This is a genomic window from Lysinibacillus sp. AR18-8, from assembly GCF_001705465.1.
GTDB lineage: Bacteria > Bacillota > Bacilli > Bacillales_A > Planococcaceae > Lysinibacillus > Lysinibacillus capsici.
In genome coordinates this window covers 379,100-399,831 of sequence record NZ_MDGU01000004.1, presented here as the reverse complement: position 1 = coordinate 399,831, position 20,732 = coordinate 379,100, and the positions used below count along the sequence as shown (strand labels likewise).

19 protein-coding genes are annotated in these 20,732 nt (G+C 36.6%); 12 read left to right on the top strand and 7 right to left on the bottom strand.

The window, feature by feature from the left end; all coding sequences use genetic code 11:
• Positions 1–21 precede the first annotated feature (21 nt).
• The 5 genes from BFM98_RS03400 to BFM98_RS03385 all read left to right on the top strand — a co-directional run bounded on the left by BFM98_RS03400 (position 22) and on the right by BFM98_RS03385 (position 3,432).
• Positions 22–975, top strand: a complete 954-nt coding sequence (locus BFM98_RS03400; RefSeq protein ID WP_066036519.1) for an alpha/beta hydrolase — start codon at positions 22–24, stop codon at positions 973–975.
• A gap of 136 nt (positions 976–1,111) precedes the next feature.
• Entirely contained in the window at positions 1,112–1,528 is a 417-nt protein-coding gene (locus BFM98_RS03395; protein WP_048395101.1) for a YugN family protein, read from the top strand.
• Positions 1,529–1,679: 151 nt separating this feature from the next.
• Positions 1,680–1,841 (top strand): hypothetical protein, encoded by a 162-nt coding sequence (locus tag BFM98_RS23785; protein ID WP_167444838.1) that lies wholly within the window; start codon positions 1,680–1,682, stop codon positions 1,839–1,841.
• A gap of 44 nt (positions 1,842–1,885) precedes the next feature.
• Positions 1,886–2,962, top strand: coding sequence for a PQQ-dependent sugar dehydrogenase (locus BFM98_RS03390; RefSeq protein ID WP_066036518.1), 1,077 nt, complete (start codon positions 1,886–1,888; stop codon positions 2,960–2,962).
• Between the two features lie 50 nt (positions 2,963–3,012).
• Positions 3,013–3,432 carry a universal stress protein gene (locus BFM98_RS03385; RefSeq protein ID WP_054550012.1) on the top strand — a complete coding sequence of 140 codons (420 nt, stop codon included), beginning with the start codon at positions 3,013–3,015 and terminating at the stop codon, positions 3,430–3,432.
• Between the two features lie 61 nt (positions 3,433–3,493).
• Here the strand turns inward: BFM98_RS03385 and BFM98_RS03380 are convergent, their stop codons facing one another.
• The 7 genes from BFM98_RS03380 to BFM98_RS03350 form a co-directional block, all read right to left on the bottom strand.
• Positions 3,494–4,351, bottom strand: a complete 858-nt coding sequence (locus tag BFM98_RS03380; protein WP_048395106.1) for a DUF6612 family protein — start codon at positions 4,349–4,351, stop codon at positions 3,494–3,496.
• A 247-nt stretch (positions 4,352–4,598) separates the two neighbouring features.
• Entirely contained in the window at positions 4,599–4,883 is a 285-nt protein-coding gene (qoxD, locus tag BFM98_RS03375; protein WP_004226585.1) for a cytochrome aa3 quinol oxidase subunit IV, read from the bottom strand.
• The gene (gene qoxC / locus BFM98_RS03370; RefSeq protein WP_016991860.1) at positions 4,883–5,482 is read right to left on the bottom strand and encodes a cytochrome aa3 quinol oxidase subunit III; all 600 of its coding nucleotides are present in this window, start codon (positions 5,480–5,482) and stop codon (positions 4,883–4,885) included. Before qoxC ends, qoxD begins: the two co-directional genes overlap by 1 nt.
• A gap of 1 nt (position 5,483) precedes the next feature.
• On the bottom strand, positions 5,484–7,427 hold the full coding sequence (gene qoxB / locus BFM98_RS03365) for a cytochrome aa3 quinol oxidase subunit I (protein ID WP_048395108.1): 1,944 nt from the start codon (positions 7,425–7,427) through the stop codon (positions 5,484–5,486).
• A 61-nt stretch (positions 7,428–7,488) separates the two neighbouring features.
• Entirely contained in the window at positions 7,489–8,394 is a 906-nt protein-coding gene (gene qoxA / locus BFM98_RS03360; RefSeq protein ID WP_048395109.1) for a cytochrome aa3 quinol oxidase subunit II, read from the bottom strand.
• Between the two features lie 826 nt (positions 8,395–9,220).
• Positions 9,221–10,063, bottom strand: a complete 843-nt coding sequence (locus tag BFM98_RS03355) for a DUF2785 domain-containing protein (RefSeq protein ID WP_066036517.1) — start codon at positions 10,061–10,063, stop codon at positions 9,221–9,223.
• A gap of 241 nt (positions 10,064–10,304) precedes the next feature.
• Positions 10,305–10,769: a hypothetical protein gene (locus tag BFM98_RS03350; RefSeq protein ID WP_066036516.1), complete on the bottom strand. Its 465-nt coding sequence runs from the start codon at positions 10,767–10,769 to the stop codon at positions 10,305–10,307.
• Between the two features lie 217 nt (positions 10,770–10,986).
• Between BFM98_RS03350 and BFM98_RS03345 the strand changes: the two genes are divergently transcribed.
• The 7 genes from BFM98_RS03345 (at position 10,987) to BFM98_RS03320 (ending at position 20,587) form a co-directional block, all read left to right on the top strand.
• Positions 10,987–11,970, top strand: coding sequence for a hypothetical protein (locus BFM98_RS03345; RefSeq protein WP_048395114.1), 984 nt, complete (start codon positions 10,987–10,989; stop codon positions 11,968–11,970).
• 119 nt (positions 11,971–12,089) lie between these two features.
• Positions 12,090–13,379: a trigger factor gene (tig, locus tag BFM98_RS03340; protein WP_048395116.1), complete on the top strand. Its 1,290-nt coding sequence runs from the start codon at positions 12,090–12,092 to the stop codon at positions 13,377–13,379.
• Positions 13,380–14,060: 681 nt separating this feature from the next.
• A complete protein-coding gene (gene clpX, locus BFM98_RS03335; RefSeq protein ID WP_036075657.1) occupies positions 14,061–15,332 on the top strand; it encodes an ATP-dependent protease ATP-binding subunit ClpX in 1,272 nt (423 codons plus the stop codon).
• A 230-nt stretch (positions 15,333–15,562) separates the two neighbouring features.
• Positions 15,563–17,887 carry an endopeptidase La gene (gene lon, locus BFM98_RS03330; protein ID WP_048395119.1) on the top strand — a complete coding sequence of 775 codons (2,325 nt, stop codon included), beginning with the start codon at positions 15,563–15,565 and terminating at the stop codon, positions 17,885–17,887.
• A gap of 4 nt (positions 17,888–17,891) precedes the next feature.
• A complete protein-coding gene (yihA, locus tag BFM98_RS03325; RefSeq protein ID WP_054550015.1) occupies positions 17,892–18,473 on the top strand; it encodes a ribosome biogenesis GTP-binding protein YihA/YsxC in 582 nt (193 codons plus the stop codon).
• A 135-nt stretch (positions 18,474–18,608) separates the two neighbouring features.
• On the top strand, positions 18,609–18,782 hold the full coding sequence (locus tag BFM98_RS23285; RefSeq protein ID WP_081011007.1) for a YjfB family protein: 174 nt from the start codon (positions 18,609–18,611) through the stop codon (positions 18,780–18,782).
• A gap of 143 nt (positions 18,783–18,925) precedes the next feature.
• Positions 18,926–20,587 (top strand): hypothetical protein, encoded by a 1,662-nt coding sequence (locus tag BFM98_RS03320; protein WP_066036515.1) that lies wholly within the window; start codon positions 18,926–18,928, stop codon positions 20,585–20,587.
• Positions 20,588–20,732 lie beyond the last annotated feature (145 nt).

Here is a 20,732-nt window from a genome sequence, read left to right as displayed (position 1 = left end):
AATAAGAGAGGAAGGATTTTAATGGAACATCGTATTGATTCAGAACTAAAAGAAACGTTAGCAATTTTTCCCCCATTAGATTTGGATAATGTACAAGCTACAAGAGAAGGAATGGCAGCCGTTGCTGTGCCAGCTCCAATTGAAGAGCACATCATAGTAGAAAATAAAGTCATTCAAGGGCCTGATAATAATGATTCTCTTCGTCTTCGTATTTATAAATCAAAAGAGCAAAAGGAAATATACCCAGGCCTGCTATGGATTCATGGTGGAGGCTATGTCTTAGGAGCACCAGAGGGTGATGATGTGCTTTGTCAGCGTTTTGTCAATGAAGCGAATTGTGTTGTAGTATCTGTAGACTATCGACTTGCGCCTGAACATCCTTATCCAGCTCCGCTTGAAGATTGCTATACAGCGTTAAAATGGGTAGCAGATCATGCGGATGAATTAGGGATAGATCCTACCCGTTTAGGGATTGCTGGAGCAAGTGCTGGTGGTGGGCTCACAGCTGCACTTGCACTACTTACACGCGATCGAAATTATCCGAAGCTTAGTTTCCAAATGCCGCTCTATCCAATGATTGATGATCGCAATAATACCCCATCTTCATTAGAAATTACGGGACATATGATCTGGAACCACTCACTTAATCAAAAGGGATGGAAAATGTATTTGAATGGAGAAAATGGTAGCGACAATGTACCACCATATGCCGCCGCAGCTAGAGCGGATGATTTATCAGGTTTACCATTTACCTATACATGTGTGGGTCAACTTGATCCGTTTCGTGATGAGACTTTGCAATATGTAACCAAGCTATGTCAGGCTGGAGTAGATGTTGAATTCCACTTATACCCAGGCTGCTATCATGGCTTTGAGAGTATTGTCCCTACAGCCGCAGTCAGTCAAAGAGCTGTCACAGAGTATGTAGAAGCTGCTAAATATGTGTTACATCGAAATATTTCAGTGCCTTTATAAAAAATTCACGAAAATCCCGAAACCATAATTTACTCAGGTTTCGGGATTTTTTTGTTCAGCAAAATGATCTTTTAGCTAGTTTGTAATATTGTCTTTTAGGTTAAACTTTTATCGAGTGAAAGGAGGAGAAGATAAATTGTTACAATTTGATTCAAAAATTGTTGGAAAAGAGATAGGATTTGGCTATTTACGAGATAAAATTGCCGATCGAGGTTTCACGATCGGCGGGAATTGGGAGTACTATAAAGGTAGCTTTGACTCGGTATTATGGAAAGAGGCTGGAGAAACTATTTATTTACGTGTCCCTTTTATCGTCACATCAGGAGAGCTTGATAATGAAGATGCTCAAATTCGTTTTCAAAAGCCATTTGTCATTAAGCATGTTGAGAATATTGGTCTAGATTATGATGAGGGCTCCTTACTAGATGCAACTGGTGTTAGTCAATTTCAAACTCCGCTTGATAAAGATGGATACATTCATGATAAAAGTAGATGGATTCAAGCAGGTGAACAAGCTGTGGAAGAAAAAGTACTACCATTTTTCATTCATTAGTTAGATAAATTTAAATAGCTGCTGCAAGAAATTATATGTCTTTTATCCTTATTATTTTGGGAACATATAATCAAAAATATAAATAGAATTGTCGTAAGAATTTTCCAACATTATAATGATATTAGCACGTACTACTATATGAGGTGAGTTTATGGATAAAATAGCTATAGATGATTTTCAGCATTCCTATCAGAAATTGCACCAAGAACGACTCATCCATCGTAAAGAAGCCTTTCTAGAGGTGTTAGAGAAAACAAGAACATTTGGTGAAATAATCCTGTTTGAAAGTATAAAAAGTAAGAGAGGCGTCTAGGTGGCGTCTCTTTCTATTTTTCATAAATGAGAGGATGATTAATCATGGGACGTTACATACCTTTAATACTGCTAATGATGATTCTATGTGTTGCTTGTACGTCAACGAAGGATAATAACGATAATAGGTTAGAAAGTGAGGAAAATCATGCTAAAGATGCCATGAATTCCTCTATTGAAATAATAGCAGATCAATTGCAGACACCTTGGTCGATTCAAAAAAGTGGAGATGTCTTTTATATAGCAGAAAGGCCAGGAAGTATTGTCAAGATTGCGGAAGGGGGCGTTGATAGGCAGCAGGTTATCCTGAAAAAGGAGCTATCAACTGCTCCAGAAGCTGGTATGTTGGGATTTGTGTTAGCACCTAATTTTCCTACTAGTCAAGTTGCTTATGCGTATTATACGTATGTCGAGGAAGAGGAACAATTTAATCGAATTGTTACGTTAACGTTTAACGATAATAAATGGCTCGAACAGAATCTTATTATGGATCGAATAAAGAGTGGTACATACCATCATGGGGGACGTTTGAAAATAGGTCCTGACGGCAAGCTGTATGCAACGGTAGGAGATGCAACACAACCTTCTTTAGCACAGGATGTGGAAGCTTTAGAAGGGAAAATTTTGCGCATCAATTTGGATGGCACCATACCGAATGATAATCCTTTTCCTCAATCCTATATATACAGCTATGGACATCGAAATCCACAAGGCTTAACATGGTCTAATGATGGTACGATGTATGCCAGTGAGCATGGCAATGCAGGAAATGATGAAATTAATATCATTGAGAAGGGGAAGAATTATGGCTGGCCTCTTATTGAAGGAATGGAGAAAGAGCAGGGGATGATAACACCTCTTTTTACATCCGGTTCTTCTAACACATGGGCACCATCAGGCATTGCTATTGTAAATGATCAATTATATGTCGCTGCCTTAAGAGGCACAGCAGTCCTAGCTTTTGATATAAATAAGAACAAACACAATGAATTACTATCAGAATTTGGTAGAATTCGTGATGTCTTTGTGGATGAAAAATTTCTTTATTTTATTAGCAATAATACAGATGGTCGTGGAAATCCGCAACCTCAGGATGATAAACTATATCGAACGCCATTGTGATATAATATTTGAGAAAACATGGAATGGTAGGATGAATGGGGAGGACAAACATGGCAAACTATCTTAAGATCGCAGTAGCAATTGATTTCTCAGAACAATCATTAAAAGCATTGGATCGAGCTAGTCAATTAGCAAAGGAACACAATGCTATTTTGCAATTGGTGAATGTCATTGATACAAAATCGTTTGGAGCAGTTTCAGCATATGACTTAAAATATGCCGAGGAATTGAAGAAGGAAAACATTCTTAAAATGGAAAAGCTAGAAAAAGAGGCATTACAGACAGGAGTCAAAGAGGTCGAATCCATTGTAGAAACAGGTTCACCAAAAGGCATTTTAACACAGTTACCTCAGGTTGATTTAATTGTTTGCGGTGCAACTGGATTAAATCGTATGGAGAAAATGATGTTAGGCTCTGTGGCAGAGAAAGTCGTACGTCATGCGCTTTGTGATGTGTTGATTGTTCGTTAGTTGTTAAAATAGTTTAGAGTAAAAGAACCTGCTTGTGCTAGTAGACAAGCAGGCTCTTTTTTTATTGGAATGTTTGAGCGTTATCAATAATGCTTTGAGGTATATCGATTGTTTTTAGATGATTAAATTCAGTATACGTAACGACTGATTTTGTATTCATTAACAATTCGTCACCTTCTACGGCCATTTTTAAGTCAAAATTCATATCCATTTTGTTCGTATCGAAAGTCTCTTTATCGATGTGTAGTACGTAGTTAATTTTTTCAATTGATAGTTGATCCATTGGATTTTCTTCTAGACCCATTTCTTGCATAGACTTATTAATCTCAGAATCGATTAGTTCTTTGAATTTATCGCCTTTTGCATCTAATGTAAGGACGTATTCATCATCCGTTTGTTCAAATGTAAAGTCCTTAATGAATTTTTTCAATTGTTCTAGCTGTTCCTTCGCATCAGCAGAAGCCGCCGTTTGATCTAATATAGCATCAAAGTTCTCATCAGGGAGCTTTAACCAGCTATCTGTTGTCGAATCCTTCATAAATAAGCCTGCATCTTTTTTCATATACATTTCAATTGGCATGTCCATTGTTTCTTTACCTTCATTCATCATATCAGGCATTGTCATAGATCCTGATAAATGCATTGCAAGTGGATCAACGATGATATCCATCTCCATTTTGGAGTCGATTGAAAACTCCATTGCTTCTTCACCAGACCCAACCTTTGTCACCTGTGTCATATCCATTTTAGCACTTGCACTTTGAATATCAGCCTGGCGATCTACTGCTTTGTCATACACTTGTTCTAAAGTGAGTTTGCTTTTATTAGTTGTGTCTTTCGTAGGCGTAGCGCTTGAATTACAAGCGGCAAGTGTCAACGCTAGTGTTCCGACTGCTAATACTTTAAAAATTTTCTTCATTACTTTCATCTCCTATTCTTGGTAAAAAACACTATCTACTACTATACGCACTAAAAAAGGAAAAGTTTCATAAATTGTTAGAAAAGAACTACTTTTTTATTAAAAAAATAACATTACTCCTACTTTTGTAATCTTTAAACGCGATAATTACCAAATGAATAGGGATAAAACAAAAAAGCTGTCATGAACTTATCGTACAAGGACGATAAGTACAGACAGCCTTTTGCTTACACCATAGTGTAATGGATCAATTATAACCCCAGATCATAGCAAATAATGTACCAATGATTGTCACAACACCTACGAATACTGAGTATAAAATTGTTGTATATAACGTTTTTTTATCTTCAGATTCACCGATGTGCATGAATAATACTAATTGTACAGTTGCCTGTGCAAGAGCAGTTACTAGTAAAATTCCAAATGCCATATTAAGAGACATATCAAATTTTACAACTGCTAAAGCTACGATTGTTAGTAATAGTGAGAAGCCGAAGCCCATCACATGTTGTTTTGGGAATAATTCCTTCATCAGCTAATCAGTCCTTTCAAGTAGACGAAGCTGAAGATGAAAATCCAAACAACGTCTAGGAAATGCCAGTACAGTGAGAAGATAAACGCTTTATTAGCCGTTTGTGGGTTTAAGCCACGTTTCGCTACTTGGATTAAAATAGCTACGCCCCAGAAGAAACCAAATGTTACGTGGGCACCGTGCGTTCCAAGTAAAGTCATTAATGACGATAAGAATGCGCTTGTTTGAATCGTCGCACCTTCGTGTACATATGTGACAAATTCATCAATCTCAATAGCTAAGAAGCCAAGGCCTAGTAATAGAGTGATGATAAAGAATGTCATCATCGCTTTTTTACGACCAATACGCATTGCATGAACACCAAGACCAATTGTGAAACTACTTGTTAATAATAAGAATGTTTCCCATAGAACGGGAGTTAATTCGAAAATCTCGGCACCATCTGGTCCACTACCTGTACGTGTATGAAGTGTGAAATACACAGTAAATAAAGTGGCAAATAACACGATTTCGGCGCCAAGGAAAATCCAAAAACCAAAGATTTTTAGACGGTTTTCCTCTGTACTATATTCTAATGGAAGTGAAGAATCGATTTTCATATTATTTATCACCTCTCAAGCTTTTCTCAGTTGCCATTACTTCCTCAACTGAAATGTAACGACCATGATCTTTTTCAAATGAACGATGGATCATGAAGCCAAATACACCAAGCATACTGATGATGGCTGGAATCCATAGATTAAATACAGCGAAGAATGCTGCAAGGAAGAAGAATCCACTCATCCAGAATGGTGTGCCTGTATTATTTGGCATGTGAATTTTTTCGATTGTACCTGCAGTAATATCGCGACCTTCTTTTTTCGCGAACCAGAACTCATCTAAGCGAGTAACGGTAGGCACTACGGCAAAGTTATATTCTGGTACTGGAGAATGAGTAGCCCACTCAAGTGTACGACCATCCCAAACATCTGCCTTTTCATTACGAGGCATATGCTTCCAGCTATAGTAAATATTGTAGACGATTAATGCAAAGCCGACTGCAAGACCTAGAGCACCAACGAACGATAACATGTTCAATGGACCATAACCAGTAGACTCAGAATAAGTGTACATACGACGAGCATATCCATCTAAACCTAAAATGAATAGTGGGAAGAACGTTACGTTGAAGCTGATGGCAATGAACCAGAAACCAGCTTTCCCTAATTTTTCATTTAGACGGAAACCGAACATTTTTGGCCACCAGTAGTGGTAACCTGCAAGGACACCAAATACTGTACCTGGAATTAATACATAGTGGAAGTGGGCAACTAAGAACATCGTATTATGATATTGGTAGTCAGCACTTGCCATCGCTAGCATTACCCCTGTAACCCCACCAATTGTGAAGATAGGAATAAAGCCAAGTGCATAAAGCATCGGTGTTGTAAATTGAATTTTCCCGTGCCTCATTGTGAGTAGCCAGTTGAATATTTTAACCCCAGTAGGAACGGCGATTGCCATTGTTGTAATAGAGAAAACACTGTTTACCATTACACCATGACCCATTGTATAGAAGTGGTGGGCCCAAACTACGAATGATAGTAGGGAAATGACCACCATACTCATCACCATTGATTTGTAACCGTATAAGTTTTTACGTGCGAATGTTGCAATGATTTCTGAGAAAATACCGAAAGCAGGTAGGATAACGATATAAACCTCAGGATGTCCCCAAACCCAGAAAAGGTTGGCCCAAAGCATATCCATACCACCGTCTTGCATCGCAAAGAATTTTGTGCCGAATTGACGGTCAAACATCATAAGAGCAAGCGCTACAGTTAATACTGGGAACGCGAATACGATAATAATGTTTGTAATTAAAATTGACCAAGAAAACATTGGCATTTTCATTAATGTCATACCAGGAGCACGCATTTTAATGATCGTCGTGATAAAGTTAACACCTGTCATTAAAGTACCAATACCTGATAATTGAAGGGCTAAAGAATAATAGTTATTCCCTACAGTCGGACTAAAATCCGTACTTGCAAGAGGGAAGTAGGCTGTCCAACCAGCGTCTGGTGAACCACCGATAATGAATGATAAGTTTAATAAACCAGCACCTGCTGCAAATAGCCAGAAGCTGACAGCGTTTAGACGTGGGAAAGCAACGTCACGTGCACCGATTTGAAGTGGAATGACAATGTTCATTAAGCCGATAACAAATGGCATCGCCATAAATAGAATCATTAATAAACCGTGTGTTGTGAAAATTTCATTATAGTGTTGTGCATCAAGAAGTCCGTTATCTGGAACGGCTGTTTGTGCACGCATTAATAGTGCATCGATACCACCGCGGAATAGCATTAATAAAGCTACTGCGATATACATAATCCCGATTTTTTTATGGTCAACAGTTGATAGCCAGTTTTTGTAGAAATAGCCCCATTTTTTGAAATAAGTAAGGCCTGCTACGATAACCACTGCACCAACTACGATACTAATAGCTGCCGCTAAAATCATCGGTTCTTGCATTGGATGGAATAATTCTTCCATACTCATTGGATGCGCTCCTTTCAGAATTAAAAATTAATGTCTCGATTCGTTCAACGATAAAATCAAATTAATGACCAGAATGTTCATTATTCATGTCTTCTTCAGACATGTCCCCATGATCCATTTCATCCATATTCATGTGTTTACCATGTTCCATTGGAGCTGGTCTAAAGTCTAAGTGTGTAGATGAGAAGCTTTGGCGCCCAACATGTTCTGCCTCTAAAAGCTCATCAAATTTTTCTTCTGTTAATGGTGCCTCTTTCGATTTAACATCAGCAACCCATTTATCGAAGTCTTCTTGTGTCATAGATTGTGCTTCAAATTCCATTTCTGCAAAGCCACGTCCATTAAAGTTAGAGTTACGTCCCATAAATGAACCAACTTCATCTGCTGCAAGGTGAATTGTTGTTAACATATCACTCATAGCATATTTTTGACCTGCTAATTGAGGAATCCAGAAACTTGTAATTGGACCAAATGAGTAAAGCTTAAATTCAATTGGACGATCCACCGGAATGTTTACATAGTTAACTGTTTCAACACCTTCTTCTGGATAACTAAAGTGCCATTTCCAGTTTGATGATGATGCATAAATCACTAAAGGCTCCTTATCGTCATAACCTGCTGGTTGAGCTTCTACTGTAGATGTTGTTCTTACTGTCACTACAGCTAAAAATGCTACGATAATAATTGGAATTACTGTCCATGTAATTTCAAGCAGATGACTTCCTTCTTCATGAGGAGGCTCATAATCTGCAGCTGCTTTTGATGCACGATATTTTGTAAGCATAAAGGCTAAAAGCACATACACGACTAGCAATATAAAGGCCATTGTAATAATGGATAAGATAATTGTGTTTGATAATGTTTCAGCATTAGGTCCTTTTGGATTGAACACTGTTAATGGTTCACATCCAGCAAGAAGAGCAATCGCACTCAATGCTACTAACATTAAACTTAATTTTTTCTTCATGTTTGACTCCTTTCTATAGAACGGCTATTCATAAAATTCATGTGTTTTTTGTCAGTGTCACATTTACAAATAGTTGATACTGAGGTCACCTCTTTTATCTTGGCGTATCAATCAACAACTTAAGAAATTACAATGGCATGGTTCAATATGAAACATAAAATCTAGTGTTGATTGATCTGATGCAAGCGTTAGCAAAATCAATGATTTGCGCAATCGTTTAAATACATACTTGGTTAACTACGATTGTCACAATCTCTCGTTGTTTGCACATTGGATTATACGCCCTGTTTTTAAGAAAAAACATAATTTTGTTATGAAAAAGATAGTATAGCGGTATTGAATTTGAACATTTTTTGAACAAAAATCGTTATTTTAGTATTGGTATTTATAGGTTTTGTTTATTAAACACTGTGTAAACGTTGAAAATACTGCATTCCTGATGTTTACCTAAGTAAATAATTTAAAATGTGAAAAATGGTATTTCACATTTTAGACGCTGTTTTGTAATAAAATCATTGTCATACCAGACCTATTGGGATTTTTTATTTGCCTTTTATCCAAAAAAGGAGTAGATGCAATGACGTTTTATGGAAACAATAGGTTGAATTTTCAATGAAAGGAATGAGCGAGGAGGGAATAAATGGAGCGAAATATTAATTATGTTAATATAATAACTGGTTTTCTTTAATATCCATATTTTTACTTCATTTGTTTTATTTGAAAAGTAAAAAGCAAACTAAGCCAGTTCTTAGTTTGCTAGTATTTTAGAAAAAATTTATGTTATCAAGAATTAAGCGGTGTAATTCAGCATTTTTAAAATTACCTGTCAATCACCAAGCTTCAGCCATTTGGCTACTTGTCCATAAATCGTATTTTGAAGCTGTGGAGCTTTATTATTCATTTTCAAAGAAAAATACAGTGTTTTCATAAAGTTTAAGGTACAAGTTCTTCCACTAAAGAAGAGCTCATTATAACCTTGTGTCATTAAATGCATTTCAAATTTATCAAAAGCCTGCTCAACAAATTCGATCAGTGCTTCCTCTGAGTAATTTTGAAGTAATAATGCATCCACTATATTAATTAAACGTTCCTCTTCATCGTTAACAAAGACTGTTTCTTTCCAAGTGACAAGTTTTAATGCATGTAAAATGGATGGTGCATACTGTAAATCGAATTTTGGATGTTTTATTGTTGTTGTAGCTAAATCTGCACCATGTGCAATACTGTGTGCCCAACCTTTTTCCTGAACATATCCTCTCGTATCCTGTTCTAATAACAAATAACGGCCAATTTTTTTGAAGAACACTTCTAGGTCTTCCTCTCTTAAAACGAGTAATTCAGCGTCCTTTGCAAGAAGACCTGCAACTAGTAAAGCGGAAAACGAACGAGTAAAGACACTATCCTCTGTTTTATCTCCGATATGTAAATATAAAAAATCCTCACCTGTAACTGTATCAAACAAATATTGAAGTTGTTGAGAACTCAATAAATTATCACTTAGTAAATCAACAAAGGTGCGATAAATGAGGTGGTCTCGTAATTCGGCATCAACTGAGCCAATATGGGTTAACATCTCCTGTAATAGCCAATCACTATGCTGGAACATAAATGTCTGACGCTCAGACAGTGTCATTGTTGAAAAAGACTGTAATGTTTCTTTAATATCCATGTTAAAAAAGCCCCCAACTTATTTTTGTACTATATATTATAGCGCCATTTCATTTCGAAGGGATAAATTTGAAACCTTCATTTTAAATAAGCACAGTTAGAATGTCCTCTTTAAAACATAATTTTTATAATATTATTTCCAGAAACTATAGAAAGTTGTTATGATAGAAACGCAATTAAATGGTAAAACTAAAATGTGAACAATAAAAAAGACATACCTATTTAAGTATGTCTTTGTCTAGCTAAATAATGACTGCTGATTTAATGCCAATTGGCCATTCAGTGAGCGTGTGTTGATTTGTCTTTAACTCGACAAGAATATTGGCATTTTTGATTGCATCAATGAGCCATTCACTATAGTGACGATTTGGTTCAGGATGCTGTAAAATCTGCTGCATATCTTTTTTATCAACATGTAACAGCTTGTAGTTACATTCAATGTTTACTTTTTGAGGAATAATGGAAAGAGACTCATTTTGATGACCAAGTGCAATAGATCCAGGAATACACCCTTGGATTTTTAAAATATAGGTGCTGGCTTCTTGTGTGAAGACATCAATTTTGGTGCGTGTTAAAAGTTCAAATTCTATCGGCTTATCTTGAAAAGGGCCGTCCGTTGTAGAAATTGAAATGACTTTAATCGATAATGCCTCGAATGTAGATGAGATACAATGATCAAACTCTGTAATTGTATCAAGTAATTGCATGGATTCCACTCCTTGTGTAAGAACTTGATTTTCTTGATGCAGACAACAAAGGGGAAGCGTCTGCGAATTATTGTGATAAATTTTAGACTATTCTAATTATAATACAATTTATTACAAAATATGAATGCAAAAGCAATAATTTTTTGTTAAAAACAAGAAACTTGGATTTTTTTAGTAAATAGCAGAAATGAAAAATTAGAATAATGAGGTGAGAAAAATGACAAAAAGAAAGCGTCATGTCATTAAACATGACAATGTTGTTGTTTTTCCGGGCGCTGTCCAAACATTAATACGTGAAGGACATATGTTTGCTGAAAATTTTCAGTATGAAAAAGCGGTGGCAAGCTTTGAAAAGGCATTTGTGTACGAAGCTGGAGATGAATTTGCTCTTAGTGCTTATGCTTTCGCTTTGTATGAATTAAAGGACTATAGCAAGACAAAGGATGTTTGTGAGCAATTATTTTCAATGGGTACGTCATTTTATGTAGAAATCATGGAATTGTACATTACCGTATGCATGCAGTTAAAAGAATACCATCAAGTAGAGTCATTAATTTCAACGCTACTTGAAGAAAATGTTTTGCCTCAGGATCAAATTGAAAAATTTGAACGCTTAAAAAATTTGAATAGTGAAGTGTCTAAGAATCTAGAAAAAAAAGAAAATGCACAACGTTTAATAGAAGAACAAGAATATGACCTTGAGAAATTTAGGGCACTTAGTCCAAATGAGCAATCCATTCGCTTACATCGACTTATGGATACAAATGTAAGACAATTAAAAGAGCCGTTGAAAGAGATTATTGAATGTTCCACGATCCATCCGTTTGTCCAGAGTCTAGCACTTATATTATTAGTAGAACAAGAAGTAGCTATCAATGTTACAGTAGCCAAATTTAATCAAACCAAAGTTGTTAATCCTACTGAATTAGTATTGCCTAACCAGCTACCGCAGTATGGAGAAATAAAAAATATACTAGAAGTGAAGCTAGAACAAGACCCATCGACTTTGGAAATGGTACAATATTTAATGGCAAAGCATGCCATTGTAACGTATCCATTTGAATGGCACCCGTTCGAAGCAGATGATGTTGCCTATAGTTATATTGATTTTGTCTTAGCGATGCTTGGAAATGTACAAGAAATGGACTATGAAATCATTGACTTTTTACAAATGTTAGAAAAGCTAACAGAACTACATTAGGTATGAAATAAGTTGAAACTATACACATCTATGTTATACTAAAATGGTTGTCAAAATCGTAGTTACGAATGAATTGTCTAACATCTTAAACTTGATTATTTATTTGGAGGTATTTATACATGTCAGCAAAATGGGAAAAACAAGAAGGTAATATCGGTACTCTTACAATCGAAGTACCTGCTGCAGAAATCGACGCAGCAATGGACCAAGCGTTCAAAAAAGTTGTAAAACAAATTAACGTACCAGGTTTCCGTAAAGGTAAAATGCCTCGTAAAATGTTTGAACAACGTTTTGGTATCGAATCTCTATACCAAGATGCATTAGAAATCATCGTTCCTGAATCTTATGCAAAAGCAATTGATGAAGCTGGAATTATGCCAGTTGATTACCCAGAAATCGCTGGTACAGAAAACTTTGTACACGGTCAAGATTTCACATTCACTGCACAAGTAACAGTGAAACCAGAACCAAAGCTAGGAGACTATAAAGGTCTAGAAGTATCTAAACTTCCAGTAGAAGTAACGGATGAAGAAGTAGATGCACAAATTCAAGATCAATTAGCTCGTAAAGCAGAGCTTGAAATCAAAGAAGACGAAGCAATCGTAGAAGGTGATACAGCTGTGATCGACTTCGAAGGTTTCGTTGGCGAAGAAGCTTTTGAAGGTGGTAAAGGTGAAGACTATCCACTAGAAATTGGTTCAGGCTCATTCATTCCAGGTTTTGAAGAGCAACTAGTTGGTGTTAAAGCTGGCGAATCTAAAGATGTTGTTGTTACATTCCCAGAAGAATATCATGCAGCTGAATTAGCTGGTAAAGAAGCTACTTTCAAAGTAACTGTGAAAGAAGTTAAAACAAAAGTTCTTCCTGAGTTAAATGATGAATTTGCAAAAGAATTAGATCCAGAAGTTGAAGGCGTTGAAGCTTTACGCGCTAAAATTAAAGAACAAACTGCAGCTCAAAAAGAAACAGAATCAGATGCAGCTCTTCGTGATGAGCTTGTAGAAAAAGCAGCTGAAAATGCGGACTTTGAAGTACCAGCAGGTATGATCAACTCTGAAACTGATCGTATGTTACAAGAATTTGGTCAACGTTTACAAATGCAAGGTATGAATCTAGACCTTTACTACCAATTCTCTGGTCAATCAGAAGAAGACTTACGTGGCCAAATGAAAGAAGAAGCTGAAAGCCGTGTGCGTGTATCATTAACACTTGAAGCAATTGCTGAAGCTGAAAAAATTGAAGCATCTGAAGCTGATATTGAAGCAGAATTAGAAAAAATGGCTGCTCAATTTAACATGACAAAAGATCAAATCACAAGTGCTTTAGGTGGAACAGCAGTACTTGAAAATGACATCAAAATCCAAAAAACAGTTGAATTTTTAGTAGAAAACGCTAAAATTACTGAATAAGATTTTGTGTAATTAGATAGCCCAAAAAAAACAAGGTACGGCATTCATCCGTGCCTTGTTTTATCACATAAACTCTTAGCAATCAGTCCCCTTAACATTTAATTCACTTTATACTTCACTTATACATAGTATTGTTTTAGTTTTTATCTTCATTCAGCAGATGTTTTGTATCCAAAGTATTATGTCAGGTACAAAAAACTCCCATCTCACATAGATGGCGAGCTGTAAGCCTTTTAACCTTTTTAGTGTGTGTTTAAACCACGACTGAATGAAGATAGTGCCTGCTGGCAGGCGGCAAGGATTTAGATGAAGTCCTGGCGCTATTAGAGTCAAGGCGAAATTGATACGATGCTAAACTTAACTTCATTCAGAAAGGTTCTAACTAAATAAAATTTATTTTTTGAGTGATATACCCTTGGTTGATGAATGTAGTAGATTTATAAATAGAGATCAGTAGTTTGTAGTGTGTCGGAAGTGAATAAATGTAACTTTATAGCAGTATAAGGTGGCGAAGTAAGCAGGTTCCTATAGCATGCTTCGAAAGACAAATGAAGTAAAGTACATGACGATGCGTTATAATCTACACATGCATAATTACTGAGGCGTAAATGATGCAGACAATTTATTTGATAAAGGTTCAATAATCTTGTAAGATTGTTGCTTGAATAGGGGTGAAACATATTGTTCAAATTTAATGATGAAAAAGGCAATTTAAAATGCTCATTCTGTGGAAAACCACAAGAACAAGTGCGTAAATTAGTTGCAGGTCCAGGTGTTTATATTTGTGATGAATGTATCGAGCTTTGTTCAGAGATCGTTGTAGAGGAACTAGGTGTAGAAGAGGAGATCGAATTCCAAGATATCCCAAAACCGAAAGAAATCTTAACGATTTTAGATGAGTATGTAATTGGACAAGAGCGTGCTAAAAAAGCATTGGCAGTCGCAGTTTACAATCACTATAAACGTATCAATACGAATAGTAAAATTGATGATATTGAATTAGCAAAATCGAACATTGTGTTAATCGGCCCAACTGGTAGCGGTAAAACTTTATTAGCTCAAACGTTAGCACGTATTTTAAATGTTCCATTCGCTATTGCGGATGCTACCTCCTTAACTGAAGCAGGTTATGTTGGTGAGGACGTTGAAAATATTTTATTAAAGTTAATCCAATCAGCTGATTATGATATCGAACGCGCTGAAAAAGGGATTATCTATATTGATGAAATTGACAAGGTTGCACGTAAGTCGGAAAATCCATCTATTACACGAGATGTTTCCGGCGAAGGTGTTCAGCAGGCACTCCTAAAAATTCTTGAAGGAACAGTTGCAAGTGTTCCACCACAAGGAGGACGAAAACATCCTCATCAAGAATTCTTACAGATCGATACAACCAATATTCTTTTCATTGTTGGCGGTGCATTTGATGGTATTGAAACCATCATTAAACGACGTCAGGGTGAAAAAGTAATAGGATTCGGTTCAGATCCGAATAAAGTAGATGTAGATGAAGGTTCTATCATGTCCAAGCTGATTCCTGAGGATTTATTGAAATTTGGTTTAATACCAGAGTTCATTGGTCGATTACCTGTACTTGCGAGTCTGGAGCAATTAAACGAAGCAGCACTAGTACAAATTTTAACAGAGCCGAAAAATGCACTAGCCAAGCAATATCAAAAAATGCTTGAATTAGATGGCGTTGAGCTTGAATTTGATGAAGATGCTCTTGTGGCAATTGCTAAGGAAGCAATTGAACGTAAAACAGGTGCGCGTGGTCTTCGTTCAATTATTGAGTCAACAATGCTTGATGTAATGTACGAATTACCTTCACGTGAAGACGTGAAAAAATGTATCATTACAGCAAAAACAATTACGGATAAAGAAAAACCGAAATTGCTTCTTGAAGATGGCACTGAACTCGATGAAGGTAGCGACACTAAAACTTCAGCATAATGAATAGACGTGGCTGTCTACCGTTGTGAGATAGAGAGTAATTAGCTGACTTCGATTGTGCAATATTCGCACATATCGACAGTCAGCTTTTTATTCATTCCTACATAAAGCCAGCTGTAACTTGAAGAAATTTTTGGCTCGCTTCAATATCTAGTGTGAATCAACTTTTTAAACACATACTAGTAGCGCGGGATGTTAACATGAAAATTTTGACGGAGGTGAATGCCCGCATGGTGACAATACAAAAAACAACAAATGTACCATTATTGCCTTTGCGTGGACTTTTAGTATTCCCATCGATGGTGTTACATATTGATGTGGGTAGAAATCGTTCTGTAGCGGCGCTTGAGCAGGCAATGTTAGAGGACCAAATGATTTTATTGGTAACACAAAAAGAAATGCACGATGAACAACCTGAAGAGCAAGATTTGTATTCAGTTGGTACAATTGCTTATGTCAAACAAATGCTTAAATTACCAAATGGCACGTTACGTATCCTTGTAGAAGGAGTTGCTCGTGCAACGTGGAAAAACTACCGTGCGTTAGAGAAGTATACGGTTGTCGATATTGAAATTAAAGAGGAGTCAACGGAAAAAGATGTAGAAACACAAGCCTTGATGCGGACATTGTTGACGTATTTTGAAAAATATGCAAAATCCTCCAATAAAATTACAACTGAGACGATCAATACTGTAACAGATATTGAAGAGCCTGGCCGTTTAGCTGATATTATTGCTTCTCATTTGCCGTTTAAAATTGCCGACAAGCAAGAAGTTTTGGAAATGCTAAGCGTTAAAAAACGACTAGATCATTTAATTATTCGCTTGCATGATGAACAGGAAGTATTGGATCTAGAAAAGAAGATTAATTCCAAAGTAAAGCAGTCAATGGAGCGTACGCAAAAGGAATATTATTTACGTGAGCAAATGAAAGCTATCCAAACGGAGCTGGGAGATCGCGAAGGGAAAACTGGAGAAGTTGCAGAATTACGGAAGCGTATCGACGAAGCTGGTATGCCAGAAACAACAAAGGAAGCAGCACTGAAAGAATTAGATCGCTATGAAAAAATACCTGGAGCTAGTGCTGAGAGCGGTGTTATTCGCAATTATATTGATTGGCTTATTTCATTACCGTGGACAAATGCTACAGAGGATCGCATGAATATTGCCCATGCTGAAAATATTTTAAACCGAGATCATGATGGATTAGAAAAAGTCAAAGAACGTGTTCTAGAATATTTAGCAGTACGTCAGCTGAAAAATTCACTGCGAGGACCTATTTTATGCTTAGCAGGGCCTCCAGGTGTTGGTAAAACATCATTAGCTCGCTCCATTGCCGAAAGTTTAGATCGAAAGTTTATTCGTATTTCTTTAGGTGGTGTTCGAGATGAATCGGAAATTCGCGGACATCGACGTACGTATGTTGGTGCAATGCCAGGACGTATTATTCAAGGAATGAAAAAAGCAGGTACCATTAATCCAGTATTTTTATTAGATGAAATCGATAAAATGTCGAATGATTTTAGAGGTGACCCTGCAGCAGCCATGCTTGAAGTTTTAGACCCTGCACAAAATAATACATTTAGTGATCATTATATTGAGGAACCATATGATCTATCTAATGTGTTATTTATTGCAACTGCCAATGATTTAAGTAGCATCCCAGGACCATTATTAGATCGTATGGAAGTAATATCTATTGCAGGCTATACTGAAATCGAGAAAGCTCAAATTACAAAAAATCATCTTATACCAAAGCAGCTTAAAGAGCATGGCTTGAAAAAAACGCAAGTGGTAATCAAAGATGAAGCAGTCACTGATATTATACGTTATTATACTCGGGAAGCAGGAGTTCGCGGTTTAGAACGACAAATCGCTACGCTTTGCCGTAAAATTGCCAAAGTAATTGTATCTGGTGAGAAAAAACGCGTAACGGTTAGCTCAAAATCATTACAAGATTTACTTGGTAAACATCGTTTCCGCTATGGACAGGCTGAAAAGGAAAATCAAGTGGGTGTCGCTACTGGACTTGCTTATACAACAGTTGGTGGAGATACATTACAAATTGAAGTTTCTTTAACACCAGGTAAAGGGAAGTTACAACTAACTGGTAAGCTTGGTGAGGTAATGAAGGAATCTGCTCAAACAGCCTTATCCTATGTTCGTACGAAGATGGAACACCTTAATGTGGATGCCGAATTTTTTGATACACATGATATTCATATCCATGTGCCAGAGGGTGCAGTACCTAAAGATGGACCTTCAGCTGGTATTACAATGGCAACAGCTATCGTTTCGGCTATTTTACATCGCCCGATTCGCCGCGAGGTAGGTATGACAGGTGAGATTACCTTGCGTGGCCGTGTATTGCCAATCGGCGGCTTAAAAGAAAAAACATTAAGCGCTCACCGTGCAGGATTAACGACAATCATTTGTCCTAAGGATAATGAACGCGATATAGAGGATATTCCTGATAGTGTACGTGAGCAACTAACATTTAAACTAGTGACATCGGCTGATGAAGTTTTAGCCTATGCGCTGGACGGAGGTTTTTAAAAAAATGAAAGTCCATAATGTCGAAATGGTCATTAGTGCGGTACGACCAGACCAATATCCAGAAGATGGACTGCCAGAATTTGCATTAGCAGGTCGTTCGAATGTAGGAAAGTCTTCCTTCATAAATCGAATGATCGGACGTAAAGCTTTAGCACGTATTTCATCTAAGCCTGGTAAAACACAAACCCTTAACTTTTATAAGATTGAAGAACAGCTATTTTTTGTAGATGTTCCAGGGTATGGTTATGCAAAGGTTTCTAAAACAGAGCGTGAGGCATGGGGAAAAATGATCGAGCGCTATTTTACAGGACGCCAGGAGTTAAAAGCAGTCGTACAAATTATAGATTTGCGACATCCTCCGACAGCTGATGATCGTATGATGTATGATTTTTTAAAGCATTACAATATTCCTTGCATTATCATTGCAACGAAGGCAGATAAAATTCCAAAAGGTAAATGGGATAAACATAAGAAAATTGTCAAAGAGACACTGGAGATGGAAAAAAGTGATCCACTTATTGTCTTCTCATCAGAAACGGGTCTTGGCTTTGAGGAAGCTTGGAAAACAATCGAAAATAAAATGTAATAAAAAACATCTATTGTATCTAAACCGTTAGGACAATAGATGTTTTTGTATTTTCAATCGAGTGGTGTAGAAAATTAGGGAAAATACTTGATGATGAAACTATTTGTCCGATAAATTAGATAGGAGGTGGACTAGATGGATATCGCAGCTTTATCGATGGCAATGAACCAAGCAACACTTATGCAAAATGTATCTTTAGCTGTTACGAAACAGGCAATGGAAATGCAACAGCAAAATACAGAACAGTTAGTTGAAATGTTAGATGCTCCACATCCAACAGCCGGACATACAATTGATATTCAAGTATGAAGTAGGCAAGGTAGCTTGAAGTTAAAAGCTACCTCAACTTTTGTTTTTAGAAATAAATTCAAGAAGGCCTAAAATGTAACTTTTCGAATAAGAAAAACTACCAATAATACGATATACTAATAATTAGTAAGGAGGCAGGTTTTTTGAAAAAATATTTATACATACTGATGATTACGTTACTGATGATAGTTGGTTTTTCCTTTAATCAATCTGCTAAAGCAGCCCAACTAGTGACAGGGACATTTGTTGATGTAACGTTTTCAGAATATACGAAGCCTGATGGTACGATAGAAAAGCAACTTAGTAAAATTACATTGGAAAATGATCGTGGACGAACAGTAACGTTTAATATTAATAAAAATACTAGATTATATATTAATAATACGTCTACAACGATTGAGGGTTTTAAGATGGGGATGGAAGTCGAGGCTGAAATTTCTCTTAGAAGTGTTGTTGAACTTCGCGGTACCTCTCATACACCAACAGAAACAAATGTACCATCAACAGGAAGCAGTAACGGTAAAACAACTGCTGGTGTCGTCACGAGTATTGATCCAAATGGTTTATTTATCATGGTAAAACCAGATGTTGGCGCAGAAACGACATACTATTTAAACAAAGAAACCAATTATCAAAAAGGTTCTTCTGCAACAGATATTAGTGCATTATACGTTGGGGATCGAGTTAAATTAAGTTTCAAAAATAAAACTTCCTCAATCATATCAAAGGTAGCTATCAGTGAAACAGGTACGCTCGTTGAAAACTTATATAAAGGCGAGATACAAGCGGTCAATCCTAATGCCAACAAGCTTACCGTGAAAAATCAGCATGCCTTTGTAAACTGGCAATTTGGCTCTCAAACAACAAATGATCTTTCAACTATGCCTTTTACATCCAAAGTACCAATCTATGTTGGGAATACAAAAGTCGAGAAAGGTCAGCTGAAAAATTATATAGGTAGCGAAGCATACTATGCGACCGTTAAACAATTTGGTAAGGAAGTAATCGAGAAAATTGTCGTATTAAAAAATAATGAGAGAACATATTACGAACCAATGCTGTCTGTTGATACAGATTACCAACTACTGAAACTGAAAACAGCAGGAACAATGTATTTCCATAATGGAACTATTTTAATTCGAAATGGACGATTAATTGAACCTACTGGTCTTATGGCATATGGTACTGCTTTTGTCGTGGCTGATGGTGCTACTCGTGATCACTATGCCCAAGTAATACAAGTTACAAGTGATAGCTTCATGTCACCTAATCTCGCAGGTCATGAATTATATTATGGACGCTTATCTCAAGCAGATGGATATGTAATTGAAATTGACGATGCGATGAAGATTGAATCAAATGTTTTCAAGAAAGCAGATCGTACTGTACTGTCAGTTAGTAATACAACGAAAGCCATGGTAGATGACGGCAATAAAACATATAGTGTCATGCCAGATATTGAACTTTACTTATCTGAGGGAGATTATGGTTATTTCTATGTGAAGGAAGGCCATGTACAAGCTCTTCATATTTTAGACAAGGCTAAACCTGTTGCCCCTCTAATGCTTGCAGGGAAACTACAGTCAGTAAAATCTACGTATCCTGCAGTCATTAATGTCAAGAGTGTTAGTCAATGGCAAAATGGTCGTTGGTATGAAGCGGGTGAAATGGTTAATATGAATATTGACCAAGCGACACTGATTAAAGCAGGTAAGGTGATTCAAGCTTCTGACTTACAGCCATCTGATCGTTTAGTTGTATTATCAGATCGATTTGTTAAAGCTCATTTTATTTTGGTAGATTAGCATAAATATTAAACTAAAAAATCTGCGAGTCTCATGCGAATATGTTTCATAATCGAAAGATGAAGAAGTTACTTCGAATAGGCTAAATTGTGTATATATTCGCAAGACGAGCGGATTTTTTAGTTATATTAGAAACAAGCTTCAT